Here is a 17676-nt window from a genome sequence, read left to right as displayed (position 1 = left end):
TTCCGGTGTCACCACCTCCGGAGGTACCACCCGGGTGACCCCTCCGAGGAACCACGCAGCGCCGCCGCTTCCCCGGCGGCGCTGCGTGCGTTCACTCCGCGAGGTAGCGGTCGAGCACGAGGTCCAGCTGGGTGGTCCACTCCGTCACGAGGGCCGCGCGGCCGTTGATCTCGCAGTCGTACGAGCTGCCGTCCCGGAGCGTGACGACGACGCGCAGCTGCCGGTCCCGCCGCGCGGTCTCGTACGCGACGGAGCCGATCTCGTCCCAGCCGAACTCCGCCTCCTCGCCGAACAGCTCGAAGGCGATCCCGTCGGCGTCGGCGACCACCCCGCACTCCCCGTCGGCGGCGACGAGCGCGGGCCCGTCCGGCGGGCCGGAGGGCATCGGCGGCGGGGACGGGACCGGAACAGGGGCCACGCTCGGGGGCGCGGCCGGGGCCCCCGGCGGCCGGACGGGCCGCGCGGGTACGGGACCGGGCACGGCGTCCCGCGGGGCACCCCCGCCCCACACGCCACCAGCACCCTGGGTCGGAAGCGCGTACGGCGGTACCGCGTCCCGAGTCGGCAGCGCGTGCGGCGGTACCGCACCCCGGGTCGGCAGCGCGTGCGGGGGTACCGCGTCCTGGACGTCGGCGGGGACGAGAGGGGCGGCGACCACCGTCGGCGTCGGCGGGGTCACCGCCGGAGCCGGAGCGGTGAGCGCGTCGAGGATCCCGCCCGGCGTCGGGCGGGCGCCCGGGTCCTTGGCCAGGCACGACTCCACCAGACCGCGCAGCCCGGCAGGGACCGTCGTCAGGTCGGCCGGCTCGTGGACGGAGCGGTACATCAGTCCCATCGGGGTGCCGTCGCCGAAGGCGCGGCCGCCCGCCGCCGCGACCAGGACGGCGCCCAGCGCGAAGACGTCGGCGGCGCCAGTCACCTCCTCGCCCAGAGCCTGCTCGGGAGCGAGGTAGCCCGGCGTCCCGAACGCCGTCCCGGTGGCGGTGAGCCGGGTCGACTCGACGGCGCGGGCGATCCCGAAGTCGAGGACGCGCGGGCCGTCCGAAGCCATCACGATGTTGCCGGGCTTGAGGTCGCGGTGGACGAGCCCGCAGCCGTGGATGGCCTCCAGGGCCTCGGCGAGCGCGGCCCCGAGGGCGCGCAGCCGCGGTTCCGGCAGGGCGCCCTCGGCCGCGACGAGCCCGGCGAGGGTGGGCCCGGGGATATAGGCCGTGGCCAGCCAGGGCGCGTCGGCGTCCGGATCGGCGTCCACCACCTGGGCGGTGTGGAAGCCTCCGACCCGCCGTGCGGCGGCGACCTCGGCGCGGAAGCGGGCACGGAAGCCCGGATCCGCGGCGAGTTCCGGCCGGGCCACCTTGACGGCCACCGCGCGTCCGCCGCGCGAGCGCGCCAAATACACGGTGCCCATGCCGCCTTCGCCTAGCTTGTGCTCAACCTCGTACGTACCGATCAGCGTCCCCACGCGGGACAGTATGGCCGAACTCCACGTCTTGACCGGTCCATGTCATGGCCTCACGATGTGCCCCGGACACCCGCACCGATTTCTGTCGCACACCCCCACACTCCCCACCCAGGAGACAGCATGCGACTTCGCATCCGCGGAGGAAGGTCCGCCACACTCGCGGCCCTGCTGGCGCTCGCCGTGGCGGCGCCGCTCTCCGTCAGCGCGACCCCCGCCGGGGCCGACCCGGCGCCGACCGCCGCCACCGAGGAAGTGATCCGCCAGTACGAGGTCACCGGCCCCGCCACCCCCGCCGCGCGCACGGCCCTCGCCGCCACCGGAGTCTCGGTGGACGAGGTCGACGCCCGTTCGGTCGTGGTCAGCGCCAACGCCGAGCAGCTGAAGAAGGTCAAGGCCCTCGGCTACAAGGTCGCACCCCTGCCCGGACCGCCCGACCGGTCCATCGAGGGGCTCGGCGTCCGGCCGCTCGACTTCCCCTCCGCCGACTCGAAGTACCACAACTACGCCGAGATGAACGCGGAGATCAACCAGCGTCTCACCCAGTACCCGACCATCATGAGCAAGCGGGTCATCGGGAAGACGTACCAGGGCCGGGACATCATCGCCGTCAAGATCAGCGACAACGTGGGCACCGACGAGGCCGAGCCGGAGGTCCTCTTCACCCACCACCAGCACGCCCGTGAGCACCTCACGGTCGAGATGGCGCTCTACCTGCTGCGCGAGCTCGGCGCCGGCTACGGCACGGACTCCCGGGTCACCAAGGCCGTCGACAGCCGCGAGATCTGGATCGTGCCGGACCTCAACCCGGACGGCGGGGAGTACGACATCGCCTCCGGCTCCTACCGCAGCTGGCGCAAGAACCGGCAGCCCAACAGCGGCTCCAGCTACGTCGGCACGGACATGAACCGGAACTGGGACTACAAGTGGGGCTGCTGCGGCGGCTCCTCCGGCTCCAAGAGCTCCGAGACCTATCGGGGCGCCGCCCCCGAGTCCGCCCCCGAGGTGAAGGTCGTCGCCGACTTCGTCCGCTCCCGGGTGGTGGGCGGCAAGCAGCAGATCAAGGCCGGCGTCGACTTCCACACGTACAGCGAGCTGGTCCTCTGGCCGTTCGGCTGGACCAACGCCGACACCGCCCCGGGCATGACCCAGGACGACCGGGACGCGTTCGCCGCCGTCGGGCGGAAGATGGCCGCGAGCAACGGCTACACGGCGGAGCAGTCCAGCGACCTCTACATCACGGACGGGTCGATCGACGACTATCTGTGGGGTTCGCAGAAGATTTTCGGCTACACCTTCGAGATGTATCCCGCCTCGTCCTGGGACGGCGGCTTCTACCCGCCCGACGAGGTGATCGAGCGCGAGACGAGCCGTAACCGGGACGCCGTCCTCCAGCTCCTGGAGAACGCCGACTGCATGTACCGCTCGATCGGCAAGGCCGCGCAGTACTGCACGGCCTGACGGCCCGGCAGGTCTCTGTCGGTATCGGTTCCGTGAACTCCCCGTCCCGGATGCGTCCGGGACGGGGAGACCCATGGCCGACGCGCCTCCGTCGTGCCACTGTGGAGGGGGACCGGTACCAGGGGGAGGTACGGCATGACGGGGGCGCGCCTGGAGGAGCTTCGCGGGGACGATCCGCGGCGGCTCGGGCAGTACCGGCTGCTCGGCAGGCTCGGTACGGGCGGCATGGGCCGGGTCTATCTCGGCCGCACCGGGGACGGGCGGCTCGTCGCCGTGAAGACCCTGCTCGCCGAGGGCGTCGTCGGTGAGACCGACCGCCGCCGCTTCGCGCGGGAGGTCGCGGTCGCCCAGCGGGTCACCAGCGTGCACACCGCCCGGGTCCTCGACGCGGACGCCACCGCCGAGCGCCCCTGGATGGCGATCGAGTACATCGCCGCCCCCTCGCTCTCCGAACTCGTCCGCTCGAAGGGCGTCCTGCAGGCGTCGGCCATGCGATGGGTGGCCGCCGGGACGGCCGAGGCACTGGTCACGCTGCACCGGATGGGAATCGTCCACCGCGACGTGAAGCCGCAGAACATCCTGCTCCCGCTCGCCGGCCCGCGGCTCATCGACTTCGGCATCTCGCACGCCAGCGACCTCACGCGGACCCAGCTCACCCTCGGGACCATAGCCTTCACCTCCCCGGAACAGGCGCGCGGCGAGGAGTCCACGGCCGCCGCCGACGTCTACTCCCTCGGCGCGACCCTCTTCCACCTCGCCGTGGGCCGGCCGCCGTATCCGGTGGACGGGGACACCCTGCGGCTGCTGGCCCGGGTGCAGCGCGGCGATCTCGACCTCGGCGGGCTGCCCAAGGAGCTGACGCCGCTGATCCGGCCCTGCCTGGCGGCGGAGCCGGACGCGCGCCCTGAACCTGCCGAGGTCCTGCACCAGTTCACCTCCGCGATCGCCGGTCTGCCGAACTCCCCCCGCTCCCCCGCCGGAAGCCGCTGGCTGCCGCCCCGCTGGACGGAGCTGATCGGCGCGTACGAGAGCCAGGGGCGTGCCTTCCAGGCGGCGGACGCCGGGAAGGCCCAGGCGCCCGCCGCCGACGAGCGGACGAGCGCGGTCCCGCCGCCCGGTCCGACCCGGGTGCTCCCCGAGGAGCGGGCGCGCCGGGCCGACCGGGCGCGGGTCGCACGGGAGTCCATGGCGGCGGCCCTCGCCGCTCAGGAGGAGGCCCTCAGAAGGGCCGGGAACGCGGGGGCCTGCGGGAAAGCCGCGGAAGCAGGGGCGGCCGGGAACACCGGGGCCGGCCCCGCCGCGCGGCCGGCCCGTCCGCGCGCGGCGGCGGCACCGCCCCCGGCCCGCCCCCGACCGGCGAGCACGCCACCGGCCGGCACGCCTCCCCCCGCCCGTACGACGCCCGCACCGGCCCCCGCGCCGACCCCCGCGCCGGCGAGCAGCGGCGGGGGCGGTTGGTTCGGGCTCGTCGTCCTCGCCGTCATCGCGTTCTTCGTCTACCAGGCGAACACCGACGACACGAGGTCGACGGGCAGCGGTGCGAACTCGCCGCGCTCCACCTCCACCTACGGCTCCACCACGGCTCCGTCACCCACCCCGGACGCCGAGGACCGCGCCTTCCGGGCCGTCGGCACCGGCGACTGCCTCACCGCGTACGACGACGGCTACGACTCCTGGTCGACGAGCGTGCCGCAGACCGTGGCCTGTTCGGCCGCCAACGCCTTCCTGCGGGTCACCTCGGCGACCGAGGGCATCGACTTCGCCGACTGCCCGACGGGCACCGGCCGCAGCTACTGGTACCACTCCGGCTCGCGCGCCGGCTTCGCCACCACGCTCTGCGTGGAACGGCAGTACCGCAAGGGCCAGTGTTTCGTCGCCAAGCGCAGCGGCACCACCGTCACCGCGTCCCGTCCCATGAACCTGTGGAACTGCGACGCGGACAAGGTGCCCAAGGGCTACAACGCGGTCCTGCAGATCACCGGCTACCACAAGGCGCAGACGTCCTACCCGGCCGGTTACTGCTCACGTGACGGCTACGACCGGAACGTCTACTGGACGTACGAGGTCGACGGGGGAAGGAACGTGCTGTGTACGACAGCGGTCTGACCGTGCTGGTGCCGGTCCTGGCGGGCGGGGCGTCCCTGGTGACGCTGGTGCGGACGAGAAGCGCCGAGCGGTGTGCGCCGGTGGCGCCGGCGCACGGCCCGGACCCGGTCGACCCGGCGCGGATCGCGCTGCTCGCCGGTGGTCCGACGCGGGTCGCGGACACGGTGCTCTTCGGGATGCACACCGCCGGTCTCCTCGTGCTGTCGGGGAGGAAGGCGCGGGCGGGCAGGAGCCGGGCGTACGGCTCCGATCCGCTGCGGCGGTCGGTGCGGGACACGTTCGCGGCGGAGAAGAAGTCGGCCAAGGGCGAGGTGCCGTCGAGCCGGCTGCACGAGCGACTGGCCGCCTCGGCTGACGTGAAGGCGCTGGACGCGGCACTGGTGGGAGAGGGGCTGCTCCGGCCGCTCGCTCCCCTGCGCACCTGGCGGTCTGCCTGGATACTGCACACCGCCGTCTGTGTCGTGTCGGCGTTCGTCGGGATGTTCGCCTCCGACGGGGAAGGCGGGGCCGCCTGGTGGAACCCGGCGTCGCTGCTCGCGGTCGCCCTGCTGGTCACGGGCCTCTTCCTGGCGCCGTTCGGGCGGCTCACCCCGGCGGGCCGGCTGACCCCGGCGGGCGTCGCGGCCCTGGGGCGGCTGCGTGAGACGCACCGTCACCTCGCCGGGTCCGGCTGGGCCGAGGCCCCCGCCTGCGGTGACGACCACGGACACGCCGGCCCGGAGGGGATCGGCGTGGCGCTGTTCGGCACGGGCGGGATACGGGACAAGGGCCTGCGCAGAGCGATCAGGAAGGCCCGCGAGAGAGCGTCGTCCGGCGGGAGCGGCTGCGGCGGAGGGTGCGGGGGCGGCTGCGGCGGCTGAGGAGTGGGGCGGCGGTCGAGGGCCGTGCGGAGAGGGCGGGAACGCCTGCGATCCGGGGCCGCGAAGGGGGCACGGGAGTGTTTGCACTCCTCGCCACTCTCAACTTATAGCGCACGGGGGGTCTTGCGGCAAGGCCCCCTTCGTACCGCAGAATCACTCACCTACCCCGGAACCGGCAGAATTGGGTGATTCACGAAGTGCGTGTGTCCTTGTCAGCTTTCGACCTCCCGGAACGTCTCGCCCCGAAGGCCGATCCCGCGCTGATCGCCGACGACGAGCGGCACTTCGCGGCCATCGCGGAGAGCCTCGACCAGGCGATCGCCGAACTGTCCGACCGTCTCGACGCCACGCGCAGGGCGCCCGGCGGCGTCGGCCGGGAGGCGTTGGAGCGGGACCTGGAGATCCACCGGCTGACCGGCCGGCTGCGCGCCCTGCGCCGCTTCGGCCTCGACCTCTGCCTCGGCCGCGTCGTCGGCGAGGACGACTCCGAACCCCTCTACATCGGACGGCTCGGCCTCACCGACAGCACGGGCCGCCGCCTTCTGATCGACTGGCGCTCCCCCGCGGCCGAGCCGTTCTTCGCGGCGACCCACGCCCGGCCGATGGGTCTGACGAGCCGCCGCAGGTACCGCTGGACCCGCGGCCGGGTCGGTGACTACTGGGACGAGGTGTTCACCGCCGACGGACTCGACCGGCACGCCGCGCTCGACGACCAGTCGGCGTTCATCGCCGGCCTGGGCTCCAGCCGGTCGGCCCGGATGCGCGACGTGCTCGCCACCATCCAGTCCGACCAGGACGCCGTCATCCGGGCGGGCTCCCGCGGCGCTCTCGTCGTCGACGGCGGCCCCGGCACGGGCAAGACCGTCGTCGCCCTGCACCGCTCCGCCTACCTCCTCTACTCCGACCCGCGCCTCGGTCAGCGTCGCGGCGGCGTGCTGTTCGTCGGCCCGCACCAGCCCTACCTGGCCTACGTCGCCGACGTCCTCCCCAGCCTCGGCGAGGAGGGCGTGCGGACCTGCACCGTGCGGGACCTCGTCCCCGAGGGCGCGGGGGCCGTGCCCGAGGCCGACCCGGAGGTGGCCCGGCTGAAGTCGACCGCCGACATGGTGAAGGCGATCGAGAAGGCCGTCGCGTTCTACGAGACGCCTCCCGAGGAGGGAATGACGGTCTCGACCCCCTGGGCCGAGCTCCGGCTGAACGCCGAGGACTGGGCCGAGGCCTTCCGGGCGGCCGGGCCGGGCACCCCGCACAACGAGGCGCGCGAGGCGATCTGGGAGGAGCTCGTCTCGATCCTGCGGGACCGGCTCGACGCCGAGGTCCCGTCCGACCTGTTCCGCCGGGCGCTGCGGCACGACGAGGAGCTCACCGGGGCCCTCTCCCGCGCCTGGCCGCTGCTCGAGGCGGCCGACCTGGTCGGGGACCTGTGGTCGGTGCCCGCGTACCTGCGGATGTGCGCTCCGTGGCTGGGCCCCGACGACGTCCGCAAGCTGCGGCGCGCGGACGCCCAGGCGTGGACGGTGTCCGACCTGCCGCTCCTGGACGCGGCACGGCAGCGGCTCGGCGACCCCGAGGCGTCGCGCCGCAGGCGACGGCACGAGGCGTCCCTCGCCGCCGAGCGCGAGCGGATGGCCGGTGTCATCGACAACGTCCTCGCGGCCGACGACGACGGGGAGGGGGCGGTGACGATGCTGCGCGGGCAGGACCTGCGGAACACCCTGGTCGACGACTCCGTGCTGCCCGCCGCCGACCCGGAGCCCCTGGCCGGCCCGTTCGCGCACATCGTCGTGGACGAGGCGCAGGAACTGACGGACGCGGAATGGCAGATGCTGCTGCTGCGCTGCCCGTCCCGGAGCTTCACGGTCGTCGGTGACCGCGCCCAGGCCCGGGAGGGGTTCACGGAGTCGTGGCGGGAACGTCTCGAACGGGTCGGGCTCGACCGGATCGAGACGACCTCGCTGACCGTCAACTACCGCACGCCGGAAGAGGTGATGGCGGAGGCCGAGCCGGCCATCCGCGCCGCGCTCCCGGACGCCAACGTGCCGACGAGCGTCCGCCGCAGCGGCGTCCCCGTCGTCCACGGATCGGTCGCGGAGCGGGACGCGGTCCTGGAGTCCTGGCTGGACGCGCACGCCGACGGGATCGCCTGCGTCATCGGCGACCCCTCGTTCCGGCCGACCGCCCGGGTCAGGTCGCTCACCCCGGAGCTGGCCAAGGGCCTGGAGTTCGACCTGGTCGTCCTGGTCGCCCCGGAGGCGTTCGGCACGGGGGTCGCGGGAGCGGTCGACCGCTATGTGGCGATGACCCGGGCGACCCAGCGGCTCGTCATCCTCCGCTGAGAGGGTGGTCGGGGGCTGTCCTCGGGACGGCCCCCGCGGGGCACCGCTAGACCAGCAGGCTCAGCGCCGCCGCGACCGCGAAACCGGCCAGGGAGAGCACCGACTCCAGGACCGTCCAGGACTTCAGGGTGTCCCGCTCGGAGATGCCGAAGTACTGGGAGACGATCCAGAACCCGCCGTCGTTGACGTGCGAGGCGAAGATGGAGCCGGCCGAGATCGCCATGATGACCAGCGCGAGGAAGGCCTGCGAGTGGCCGCCGCCCTCCACCAGCGGCAGCACGATCCCCGCCGTGGTGACGATCGCGACCGTCGCCGAGCCCTGGGCGACGCGCAGGACGAGCGAGATCAGATAGGCGAGGACGAGGACCGGCAGGCCGACGTCGTTGAACGTGTCGGAGAGCGCCTGGGCCACGCCGCTGGCCTTGAGGACAGCGCCGAAGACACCGCCGGCGCCGACCACGAGCAGGATGTTGCCGACCGGCTTCAGCGAGGAGGTGGACACCTGCTCCAGGGACGTGCGCGACCAGCCGCGGCGGATGCCGAGCAGGTAGTACGCGAGGACCAGCGCGATCGTCAGGGCGACGAACGGGTTGCCGAAGAACTCGATCACGGACCGCAGGGTCGAGGGGTCGAGACCGATCGAGGAGAAGGTCGCGGCGAGGATGAGGACGAGCGGGGTACCGATGATGAGGAGCACGGTGGAGAGGGGGACCGGCGCCTCGGTGACGCCCGTGCGTTCGGCCTCCACCTTCGCCCTGGCCTCCTCGGCGGCCTCCACCATGTCCTGCGGGACCTCGACGAACAGGCGCTTCCCGATCCACGCGGCGTACCCCCAGGCGGCGAGGACGGCGGGGATGCCGACGAGGACGCCCATGAGGAGGACCCAGCCGAGGGAGACGTGCAGCAGACCGGCGGCGGCGACGGGGCCGGGGTGCGGCGGCAGGAAGGCGTGCGTCATCGACAGGCCGGCGAGCAGCGGCATGCAGTAGAGCAGGATCGACTTGCCGGACCGCTTGGCGGCCGCGTAGACGATCGGCGCGAGCACGAAGATGCCGACGTCGAAGAAGACGGGGATGCCGAAGATGAGCCCGGTGAGGCCCATGGCGAGGGGGGCGCGCCTCTCTCCGAAGAGGCCGAGGAGGCGGGAGCTGAGGACCTCGGCGCCGCCGGAGACCTCGAGTATCGCGCCGAGCATGGTGCCCAGGCCGATGATGATGGCGACGTGGCCGAGGATGCCGCCCATGCCGTTCTCGATGACGGAGGTGGCGGCCGACTTCTGGACGGTGCCGAAGAGTTCGGTGACGGAGAGCCCGGCCGCGAGGCCGACGGTGATCGAGACGGCGAGCAGGGCGACGAAGGGCTGCAGCCGCACCTTGATGATCAGCAGGAGGAGCAGGGCGATGCCGAGCGCGGCGACGGTGAGCAGTCCCGCGGTGCCCGGTATCAGGAGCAGGAGGCCGCCGGTGTGGGGTGGTGGAGCGGTGGGCGTCATGGCCGGGGGGTCCTCGTTCTCGGGTAGGGGGGAGCGCGGCACGGCGTTCCGGTGACGGACGCCGTGCCGTGGAGCGGGAGTTCAGGGAGGGCCGTCCCGGTCAGTCGAGGACCGCGAGGGCGTCGATCTCGATGAGGAGCCCCTTGGGGAGTCCGACGTAGACCGTCGTACGGGCGGAGGCGGGGGCCTTCAGGCCCTGCTCCTCGAAGTACCGGTTGTAGATCTCGTTCATCTCGGCGAAGTGGTCCACGTCGGTGAGGTAGACGCGCATCATCATCACGTCGTCCCAGCTCGCGCCGCCCTCCTCCAGGATCGCCTTGACGTTGGCGAAGGTCTGGAGGGTCTGCTCGCGCAGGGTCGGTCCGGCGGGGGTGGGGGCCTGTCCCTCGACGGCGGGGAGGAAGCCGACCTGCCCGGCGACCTGGAGGATGTTGCCCTTCCTGACGCCGTGGGAGAACTTCGCGGGCGGTGCGGTGTGGGTGGCGGGGGTGAGGGCGGTCTTCTCGCTCATGCGCTGTCCTTCAGTCCTTCGCGGGGTTGCCTGAGTACTCCCGGCTGATGCCGTCGGCGGTGCGGCGCACCAGGGGGAGCAGGGTGAGGAGTTCCTCTGCCGTGACGACCACGTTGGGGGCCGAGACCGACATGGCGGCGACGACCCGGCCGTCCGCCCCGCGGATGGGGGCGCCGATGCAGTTGATGGACTCCTCGTGGCCACCGAGGTCGGTGGCCCAGCCCTGTTCGCGTACGGTCGCCAGCTCCTTGAGGAAGGCGGCGGCGTTCGGGGTCGAACGGGGCGTGTACAGGGGGTAGTCGAGCTTGGCGGCGACGGCGCGCCGCTCGGGCTCGGGCAGGTCGGCGAGCAGGAGCTTGGCGACGGCGGCGACGGTGATCGCGACGGGCTTGCCGATCCGGGAGTACATCCGGACGGGGTAGCGGCTCTCGACCTTGTCGATGTAGAGGACCTCGCTCTCCTCGTACACCGCGAGGTGGACGGTGTGCCCGATCCGCTCGTTGAGCGCGATGAGGTGGGGATGGGCGATCTCGCGGATGTCGAGGTTCTCGACGGCCTCCTGCGCGAGGGCGAAGAGGCGGGCGCCGAGGCGGTAGCGCTGGTCCTGCTGGCGGTAGACGAGTCCGTGCTCGTGGAGGGTGCGCAACAGGCGCAGGGCGGTGGACTTGTGGACGCCGAGCCGTTCGGCGACCTGCCCGAGGTCGGCGGGGCCCTGGGCGAGCAGCGGCAGGATGCTCAGCGCGCGGTCGACGGTCTGACTCATGGCGTACGTACCTCCTGGTCCTCCCCCGTCCAGCCGGGGCCGAGGTGAAGTGTCTCCCAGGCGGCGTCGTCGAGACCGGCCAGCCGGTCGGCGTGCGCGGGGCCGGCGGGGACGCCGAGGTCACCGGGGACGGTGAGGGTGGCGGCGGCCACGAGGTGGCCGTGCCGTATCCGGGTCTTCACGTCGAGCCCCCGCAGGGTGGCGGAGAGGAACCCGGCCGCGAAGGCGTCCCCGGCGCCGACGGGGGCGACGACGTCGACGCGGGGCGCGGGCACGAAGGTGACGGCCTCACCGGCCGGGTCGCGCCGGACCACAGGCTCGACACCGGGTTCGGCGGCCGGGTGGCGCCGGACCACGGGCTCGACGCCGGACTCGGCGGCCGGGTGGCGTTCGAAGACGGCCGCGCCGGCGGCGCCCCGCTTCACGACGAGGACGGCCGGCTCGGGGAGCGCCGCGCGGACGGCCTCGGGGCCGGCCAGTCCCCATGCCTCCCGGGCCTCGTCCTCGCCGACGAAGACGAGGTCGGCGCCGCGGGCCAGCTCCAGGAGCACCGCGCCGCCGGTGCCGTCGCGCCAGAGGCCCGGCCGGAAGTTCACGTCGAACGAGACCAGGGGCCGCCCGGCCCGAGGGGCGGTCAGCGCGCGCATCAGGGCCAGGCAGTCCCCGGACAGGGCGGCGGTGACACCGGAGAGGTGCAGGACGCGCCCGCCGTCGACGTCCCCGTACCCGACCGTCCGCGGGGACATGGCGGACGCGGCGGACCCGGCCCGGTAGTAGACGACCTCGTGCGCGGCGGCGGCCCGGTCCGTGGCGGTGCGGAAGTAGACGCCGGTGGGGCGCAGCGGGTCCCGGCGGACGGCGGAGGTGTCGACGCCGTACCCGGCGATCGCCTCGACGAGGTGGTCGCCGAAGCCGTCGGCGCCGACCCGGCTGACCCAGGTGGTCCGGTGCCCGGCCGCCGCCAGGGCGCAGGCGACGTTGGACTCGGCGCCTCCGATGGTGCGGGTGAAGGCGGGGACGTCGGCGAGGCGGCCCGGCCGGGAGGGCAGGAAGGTGACCATGGACTCGCCGAGGCAGACGACGTCCACGGGCGCGTCGCGGGGCGCGTCCACGGGCGGGCCGACGGGCGGGGTACCGGTCACCTTCGGGGCTCCTCGTCGGTCGTGCGGGTCCGTTGACCCGGGGTTGGCCCGGATGTTAGACAGCTTCAAGCGATATATGCAATGCATGTTGCACATGCTGCAACAGCGCCTGGAACGCGATCCGCGAATCCGCGAAGGAGAGGCCCCATGCCCACCGAGCAGCCGGGGAACGAACAGCCCGCGAACGAGCGGTCGGCCGACGGAGGACCGACCACTGCAGGACCGACCGCCGCAGGGCCGACCACCGGTCGTTCGGCGACCCGGCGGCTGGCGGACGAGCGCGTCGACCACCGCTTCAAGGCGCTGCCCCCCGACGCCGAGGGCCTCACCGTCGGCGAACTGGCCGCCCAGCGCCGCAACCTCTTCACCGGCGGCTTCACCACGCCCGTCCTCGCCCTCTCCGCCGCGTCCGTCGAGCACAACCTCCGCCTCCTGGAGAGCTACGCGGAGCGCCACGGCCTGGCGTTCGCCCCGCACGGCAAGACCTCCATGGCCCCGCAGCTCTTCGACCGCCAGCTGGAGCACGGTGCCTGGGGCATCACGGCCGCCGTGCCGCACCAGGCCCGCGTCTACCGCGCCCACGGCATCGCCCGGATCTTCCTCGCCAACGAACTCGTCGACGCCGCCGCCCTGCGCTGGCTGGCCGCCGAGCTCGACGCCGACCCCGGGTTCCGCTTCGTCTGCTACGTCGACTCCGTGCGCGCGGTGGAGCTGATGGACACGGCTCTCACCGAGGCGGCCGCCCACCGCCCGGTAGACGTCGTCGTGGAGCTGGGCGCGGGCGAGGGAGCGCGTACCGGAGCACGTACCGAGGCCGACTGCACCGCCGTCGCCGACGCGGTCGCGGCGACCACCACCCTGCGTCTCGTCGGCGTCGCCGGCTACGAGGGCGAGGTCCCGAGCGCCACCCCGGAGCGCGTACGGGAGTGGCTGCACCGGCTCGTGTCGCTCGCCGCGGGCTTCGACAAGGCAGGCCGCTTCTCCCCCGACATCGAGCAGATCGTGGTCAGCGCGGGCGGCAGCGCCTGGTTCGACACGGTCGCCGACGTCTTCGCGGAGATCCCCGCCCTCTCCCTGCCCGTCCTGAAGCTGTTGCGCTCCGGCGCGTACGTCTCGCACGACGACGGGCACTACCGCCACCTCACGCCGTTCAACCGGGTCCCCGAGGAAGGCGCCCTGCAGCCCGCGTTCCGGCTCTGGGCCCAGGTCGTCTCCCGGCCCTCCGACGAGCAGGCGTTCACCAACGCGGGCAAGCGGGACGCCGCCTACGACCTGGACCTGCCCGAGGCCCAGGTCGTCCGGTCCGCCCGCGACGGCTCCGTGCGCCCGGCCACCGGCGTCACCGTCACCGGCCTGTCCGACCAGCACGGCTGGCTGCGGACGGAGCCGGGGGCCGGGATCGAGGTCGGCGACTGGCTCGGCATGGGCCTGTCCCACCCCTGCACGTCGTTCGACAAGTGGCAGCTGATCCCGCTCGTCGAGGCGGACGGCACGGTCGTCGACTACATCCGTACGTTCTTCTAGGCCCAGGGAGCCCCCATGGATCTCGTCTTCCGCGACGCGGAGGTCTACGACGGCAGCGGCGGGCCGTCCTACCGCGCCGACGTCGCCCTCCAGGACGGCAGGATCGCCTCGATCGTCAAGGAGGCCGCGGCCGCCGGCTGCCAGCGGCCCACCGCCCGCCGCACGGTGGACGCCGAGGGCCTGGCGCTGTCCCCCGGCTTCATCGACATGCACGCCCACAGCGACCTGGCGCTGCTGCGCGACCCCGACCACAGCGCCAAGGCCGCGCAGGGCGTGACCCTCGAAGTCCTCGGCCAGGACGGCCTGTCGTACGCGCCGGTCGACGACCGCACGCTCGCCGAGGTCCGCCGGGCGATCACCGGCTGGAACGGCGACGGTTCCGACATCGACTTCGACTGGCGCACGGTCGGCGAGTACCTGGACCGTCTCGACCGCTCGCACGGCGGGGAGGGGATCGCCGTCAACGCCGCCTACCTCGTCCCGCAGGGCACGGTGCGGATGTACGCCGTCGGCTGGGAGGACCGCCCCTCCACCGGCGCCGAGCTGGACCGGATGCGTCAGCTCGTCGCCGAGGGCATGGAGCAGGGCGCGGTCGGCATGTCCTCCGGCCTGACGTACACCCCCGGGATGTACGCGCCGGACACCGAACTGACCGAACTGTGCAAGGTCGTGGCCCGGTACGGCGGCTACTACTGCCCCCACCACCGCTCGTACGGCGCCGGTGCGCTCGAGGCGTACGAGGAGATGGTCGCCCTCACCCGGGACGCCGGCTGCGCCCTGCACCTGGCGCACGCGACGATGAACTTCGGCGTGAACGAGGGCCGTGCTCCGGAGCTGCTCGCCCTGCTGGACGAGGCCCTCGACGGCGGAGCCGACATCTCCCTCGACACGTACCCGTACACCCCGGGCTGCACCACGCTGGTGGCGATGCTGCCGAGCTGGGCGAGCGAGGGCGGGCCGGAGGCGGTCCTGGCGCGGCTGCGCGACGACGAGACGGCGGAGCGGATCCGGCACCACCTGGAGGAGACCGGGTCGGACGGCTGCCACGGGGTGCCGATCGAGTGGGACACCATCGAGATCTCGGGGGTGAGCGACCCGGCGCTGGCGCCGTACGTCGGCGTGACGATCGCGCGGTCGGCCGGGGAGCGCGGCGAGAGTCCGTGGGTGACGGCCCGCGGGCTGCTGATCGGCGACCGGCTGGGCACCACGATCCTGCAGCACGTCGGTCACGAGGAGAACGTCCGGACGATCATGCGCCACCGGGTGCACACCGGGGGCTCCGACGGCATCCTCCAGGGCTCCAAGCCGCATCCGCGGGCGTACGGCACGTTCCCCCAGTACCTGGGGACGTACGCCCGGGACCTCGGCGTCCTCTCCCTGGAGGAGTGCGTGGCCCATCTGACGTCCCGCCCGGCGGCCCGCCTGCGCCTGCCGGACCGCGGCCTGGTCCGCGAGGGCTACCGCGCCGACCTGGTCCTCTTCGACCCGGCGACGGTCGCCCCTGGCTCGACGTTCGACGCCCCCCGCACCCTGCCGGTCGGCATCCCGCACGTCCTGATCGACGGCCGCTTCGTCATCGAGGACGGCATCCGCACCACCGCCCTCGCGGGCCGCGCGATCCGCCGCCCGAAGAACCCCTGACGGCCCCCACCACGTGCAGCGCCCCACCGCCGTGTGGGCATGCGTCCCGCATGGTGGTCCCCCAGGACGAAGTCCTCGGGGGGAGGGACGGGTGGGCACACGGGACGGCGCCCCTACGGGCGCGTCCGCTCCCTGTGCCCGTCCGCCACGGACGCCCGCGCCTGCCGGGGCACCGTCGCCCGGGGCCCGCCGCCCCGCCCGCGCCGGGCCCACAGGAGCCCCGCCGCCAGGACGAGCCCCGCCACCACGAAGCCGTACCACGGCGTACGCCCCGTGGGCGCGGTCTCGTACACCAGCGCCGCCGACACCACGGCGAGCACCAGCCCCACCCGGCCTCTCAGGCCGTCCGGGGAGCCCTCCCCCGAGCCCTCCCCGGCCGGCACCCCCGCCGCCGTCGTCCCGGCGGCCGCCGCGACCACCACCGTCCCCCACAGCACGTACCACGGCTGCACCATCGGCGAGAGCGCCACCAGCGCGACCAGCGACAGCCCGAGGCCGAGGACCGGATCGAGCCGCCCCTTCCAGGCCCGCCAGGCCAGCGCCCCGATGACGACCAGCGCCGCCAGGAGACCGAGCTTCTGCACCACGCCCTTGACCGGCTCGGGGCCGTCGCCGAACAGCAGCCCGAGCCCCAGCCCCACGTCGCTGGTCACGGACAGGGCGGTGTGGATCGTCCCGGCGACGCTCTGCGTCCGCAGCCAGCCGAACCCGGTCCCGGCCGCGAGCGTCGCCCCGACGGCCACGGCACCGGCCACCAGCCCCGGCAGGACGAGGCCCCGCACCACACCGCGTACGCCCCCGTCCCGCCGCGCCACCAGCACCCCGATGAAGAGCAGGGCCACCGCCGCCGGCGATTTGATCATCATCGCGAGGCCCACGAGGACGGACCCGAGCACCCAGCGACCGCGCACCGCGAGCACCACGCCGCCTAGCATCAGCCCGATCATCAGGCCGTCGTTGTGCATGCCTCCGACGACGTGGATCAGCAGGAGCGGGTTGAGGGCGCCCAGCCAGAGCGCACCCGCACGCCCGTCTCCCGCGCACCCACCGTCCCCGCTGACGTCCCCGCCGCCCCTGCTCAGGGCCCGCAAGGACACCACGATGAGCGCGAGCGCGCCCAGCGCGATCAGCCGCATTCCGAGGACGGCGGGCACGATCTCCCCACCGGTGAGCTTCACGACGGCCTGGGCGAGGACGAGGAAGACCGGTCCGTAGGGGGCGGGGGTGTCGGTCCAGTGCCCGCCGACGCTGTCGGCGGCGTCCGCGCCGAGGTCGCCCGGGCCGAGGACGGAGGGACCTTCGCCGTAGACGTCGTGGCCTTCGAGGACCATCGCGCCCTGCGCGATGTAGCTGTAGACGTCGGCGCTGTGGAGCGGCGGAGCGAGGAGCAGCGGGGCGGTCCACCAGGCGAGGGTGACCAGGACCCGGTCGCGCGCCCCGGCCGCGAGCAGCCGGCCGTACCGCCACCAGGCCGCCACGAGCAGGGTGAGCCCTGCGTACGCGAGGACGGTGGCGGCGAGGGTGATCCCGGAGCCCCGGGGGACCCAGACGCCCCACGGTTCACGCGCCGGGAGAGTCCCCGCCGCGAGGCCGCCGACGGCGACGGCCAGCGAACCGGCCGCCCCCAGCCACCGGCATCCGGCGGCGCTCGCACTCGAAACCCACATGACGGGTCAACCTATCCTGACGCGCCGGGCACCCCGCCCTCGCTCCCGGACGCCCCTTCGCCCCCGGCCTCGGTCACCCGTTCCCCAGGCCCGGGACGCCCCTCCGCCCCGGCCGCGGCCACCCGTTCCGCCGGCCCCCGGCACCCTCCGCCCCCAGCCCCGGACGCCCCCTCATCGCTCCCGGGCGCCCCTCCCCTCACTCCTTGGGGCGCTTCGACGCCCCAGGCGCCGAGTCGGCCCTGCCGGGCCTCTCGTGGGAGGCCGTGGCAGTCGCGGTCGCGGTGGCAGCGCTCGTGGACCCGCCGGTCGACCCGGTGTCGCCGGCACCGGCGGGGTCGCTCGGCGAGGTGCCCTTCGCACCCGCGGAGACGGTCGGCGACGGCGTTCCCGTGGCACCCGTACCCCGTTCGGCCCCGTCCGCGCCGGCCGATCCGTCGGCCCCGTCCTCCGCGTCGCCGCCGGAGGTGTCCGGCTGGATCAGCGCGGGCGCTCCCGGGTGCTCGCCGTCCCCGGCCGGCGACGGTCCGCCGCCGGCCCCGGACCCGAGAGCGCCCGTGAAGACGGCGACGACGGCTGCTCCGGCGACCGCGACGAGGAGCCCGGCGCCCACGACGACGTTCCGGCCGCCCCGGCCGGAACGTTCCGACCGATGGCGTGCGCGGTGACGCGGGGCGCCGACGGCGCCGTGCTCCTGGTGGTGGTCCATGGCGGCGC

The 17676-nt window shown here is 74.0% G+C and carries 13 protein-coding genes; 6 read left to right on the top strand and 7 right to left on the bottom strand.

Annotation, left to right across the window (positions count from 1 at the left end; translation table 11 throughout):
• Positions 1-91: 91 nt before the first annotated feature.
• A complete protein-coding gene (locus ACZ68P_RS25860) occupies positions 92-1462 on the bottom strand; it encodes a serine/threonine-protein kinase (RefSeq protein ID WP_471010106.1) in 1371 nt (456 codons plus the stop codon).
• 120 nt (positions 1463-1582) lie between these two features.
• On the opposite strand from ACZ68P_RS25860, the gene ACZ68P_RS25855 reads away from it, so the two are divergent.
• The 4 genes from ACZ68P_RS25855 (at position 1583) to helR (ending at position 8222) form a co-directional block, all read left to right on the top strand.
• On the top strand, positions 1583-2920 hold the full coding sequence (locus ACZ68P_RS25855; RefSeq protein ID WP_471010104.1) for a M14 family metallopeptidase: 1338 nt from the start codon (positions 1583-1585) through the stop codon (positions 2918-2920).
• 135 nt (positions 2921-3055) lie between these two features.
• Positions 3056-5026, top strand: coding sequence for a serine/threonine-protein kinase (locus ACZ68P_RS25850; protein WP_471010101.1), 1971 nt, complete (start codon positions 3056-3058; stop codon positions 5024-5026).
• Positions 5008-5886 (top strand): TIGR04222 domain-containing membrane protein, encoded by an 879-nt coding sequence (locus tag ACZ68P_RS25845; RefSeq protein WP_471010100.1) that lies wholly within the window; start codon positions 5008-5010, stop codon positions 5884-5886. The genes ACZ68P_RS25850 and ACZ68P_RS25845 overlap by 19 nt, the downstream gene beginning before the upstream one ends.
• 203 nt (positions 5887-6089) lie before the next feature.
• Entirely contained in the window at positions 6090-8222 is a 2133-nt protein-coding gene (gene helR / locus ACZ68P_RS25840) for an RNA polymerase recycling motor ATPase HelR (RefSeq protein ID WP_471010099.1), read from the top strand.
• A 46-nt stretch (positions 8223-8268) separates the two neighbouring features.
• On the opposite strand, the gene ACZ68P_RS25835 is transcribed toward helR, so the two are convergent.
• The 4 genes from ACZ68P_RS25835 to ACZ68P_RS25820 all read right to left on the bottom strand — a co-directional run bounded on the left by ACZ68P_RS25835 (position 8269) and on the right by ACZ68P_RS25820 (position 12049).
• Positions 8269-9714, bottom strand: coding sequence for a GntP family permease (locus tag ACZ68P_RS25835; protein WP_471010096.1), 1446 nt, complete (start codon positions 9712-9714; stop codon positions 8269-8271).
• Positions 9715-9814: 100 nt separating this feature from the next.
• Positions 9815-10225, bottom strand: coding sequence for a RidA family protein (locus ACZ68P_RS25830; protein WP_471010094.1), 411 nt, complete (start codon positions 10223-10225; stop codon positions 9815-9817).
• Positions 10226-10235: 10 nt separating this feature from the next.
• A complete protein-coding gene (locus tag ACZ68P_RS25825) occupies positions 10236-10988 on the bottom strand; it encodes an IclR family transcriptional regulator (RefSeq protein WP_365714327.1) in 753 nt (250 codons plus the stop codon).
• Positions 10985-12049, bottom strand: coding sequence for a sugar kinase (locus ACZ68P_RS25820; protein WP_471010176.1), 1065 nt, complete (start codon positions 12047-12049; stop codon positions 10985-10987). The genes ACZ68P_RS25825 and ACZ68P_RS25820 overlap by 4 nt, the downstream gene beginning before the upstream one ends.
• 228 nt (positions 12050-12277) lie before the next feature.
• On the opposite strand from ACZ68P_RS25820, the gene ACZ68P_RS25815 reads away from it, so the two are divergent.
• Complete coding sequence (locus ACZ68P_RS25815) at positions 12278-13654, top strand: alanine racemase (RefSeq protein ID WP_471010092.1); 1377 nt, start codon at positions 12278-12280, stop codon at positions 13652-13654.
• 15 nt (positions 13655-13669) lie between these two features.
• A complete protein-coding gene (locus tag ACZ68P_RS25810) occupies positions 13670-15295 on the top strand; it encodes an N-acyl-D-amino-acid deacylase family protein (protein WP_471010091.1) in 1626 nt (541 codons plus the stop codon).
• A 113-nt stretch (positions 15296-15408) separates the two neighbouring features.
• Here the strand turns inward: ACZ68P_RS25810 and mptB are convergent, their stop codons facing one another.
• On the bottom strand, positions 15409-16962 hold the full coding sequence (gene mptB, locus ACZ68P_RS25805) for a polyprenol phosphomannose-dependent alpha 1,6 mannosyltransferase MptB (protein WP_471010089.1): 1554 nt from the start codon (positions 16960-16962) through the stop codon (positions 15409-15411).
• Between the two features lie 196 nt (positions 16963-17158).
• Positions 17159-17668: a hypothetical protein gene (locus tag ACZ68P_RS25800; RefSeq protein ID WP_471010087.1), complete on the bottom strand. Its 510-nt coding sequence runs from the start codon at positions 17666-17668 to the stop codon at positions 17159-17161.
• Between the last annotated feature and the right edge of the window lie 8 nt (positions 17669-17676).

Source organism: Streptomyces sp. NPDC036822, assembly GCF_055609145.1.
The sequence above is the reverse complement of the archived record's forward strand: the minus strand, read 5'-3'. Positions and strand labels throughout refer to the sequence as shown.

Excerpts from the sequence above, each read along its gene's own strand:
- ACZ68P_RS25855 (WP_471010104.1), top strand. The coding sequence starts at position 1,583 with ATGCGACTTCGCATCCGCGGAGGAAGGTCCGCCACACTCGCGGCCCTG.
- ACZ68P_RS25850 (WP_471010101.1), top strand. The coding sequence starts at position 3,056 with ATGACGGGGGCGCGCCTGGAGGAGCTTCGCGGGGACGATCCGCGGCGG.
- ACZ68P_RS25835 (WP_471010096.1), bottom strand. The coding sequence starts at position 9,714 with ATGACGCCCACCGCTCCACCACCCCACACCGGCGGCCTCCTGCTCCTG.
- ACZ68P_RS25830 (WP_471010094.1), bottom strand. The coding sequence starts at position 10,225 with ATGAGCGAGAAGACCGCCCTCACCCCCGCCACCCACACCGCACCGCCC.
- ACZ68P_RS25825 (WP_365714327.1), bottom strand. The coding sequence starts at position 10,988 with ATGAGTCAGACCGTCGACCGCGCGCTGAGCATCCTGCCGCTGCTCGCC.
- ACZ68P_RS25820 (WP_471010176.1), bottom strand. The coding sequence starts at position 12,049 with ATGGTCACCTTCCTGCCCTCCCGGCCGGGCCGCCTCGCCGACGTCCCC.
- ACZ68P_RS25815 (WP_471010092.1), top strand. The coding sequence starts at position 12,278 with ATGCCCACCGAGCAGCCGGGGAACGAACAGCCCGCGAACGAGCGGTCG.
- ACZ68P_RS25810 (WP_471010091.1), top strand. The coding sequence starts at position 13,670 with ATGGATCTCGTCTTCCGCGACGCGGAGGTCTACGACGGCAGCGGCGGG.
- mptB (WP_471010089.1), bottom strand. The coding sequence starts at position 16,962 with ATGTGGGTTTCGAGTGCGAGCGCCGCCGGATGCCGGTGGCTGGGGGCG.
- ACZ68P_RS25800 (WP_471010087.1), bottom strand. The coding sequence starts at position 17,668 with ATGGACCACCACCAGGAGCACGGCGCCGTCGGCGCCCCGCGTCACCGC.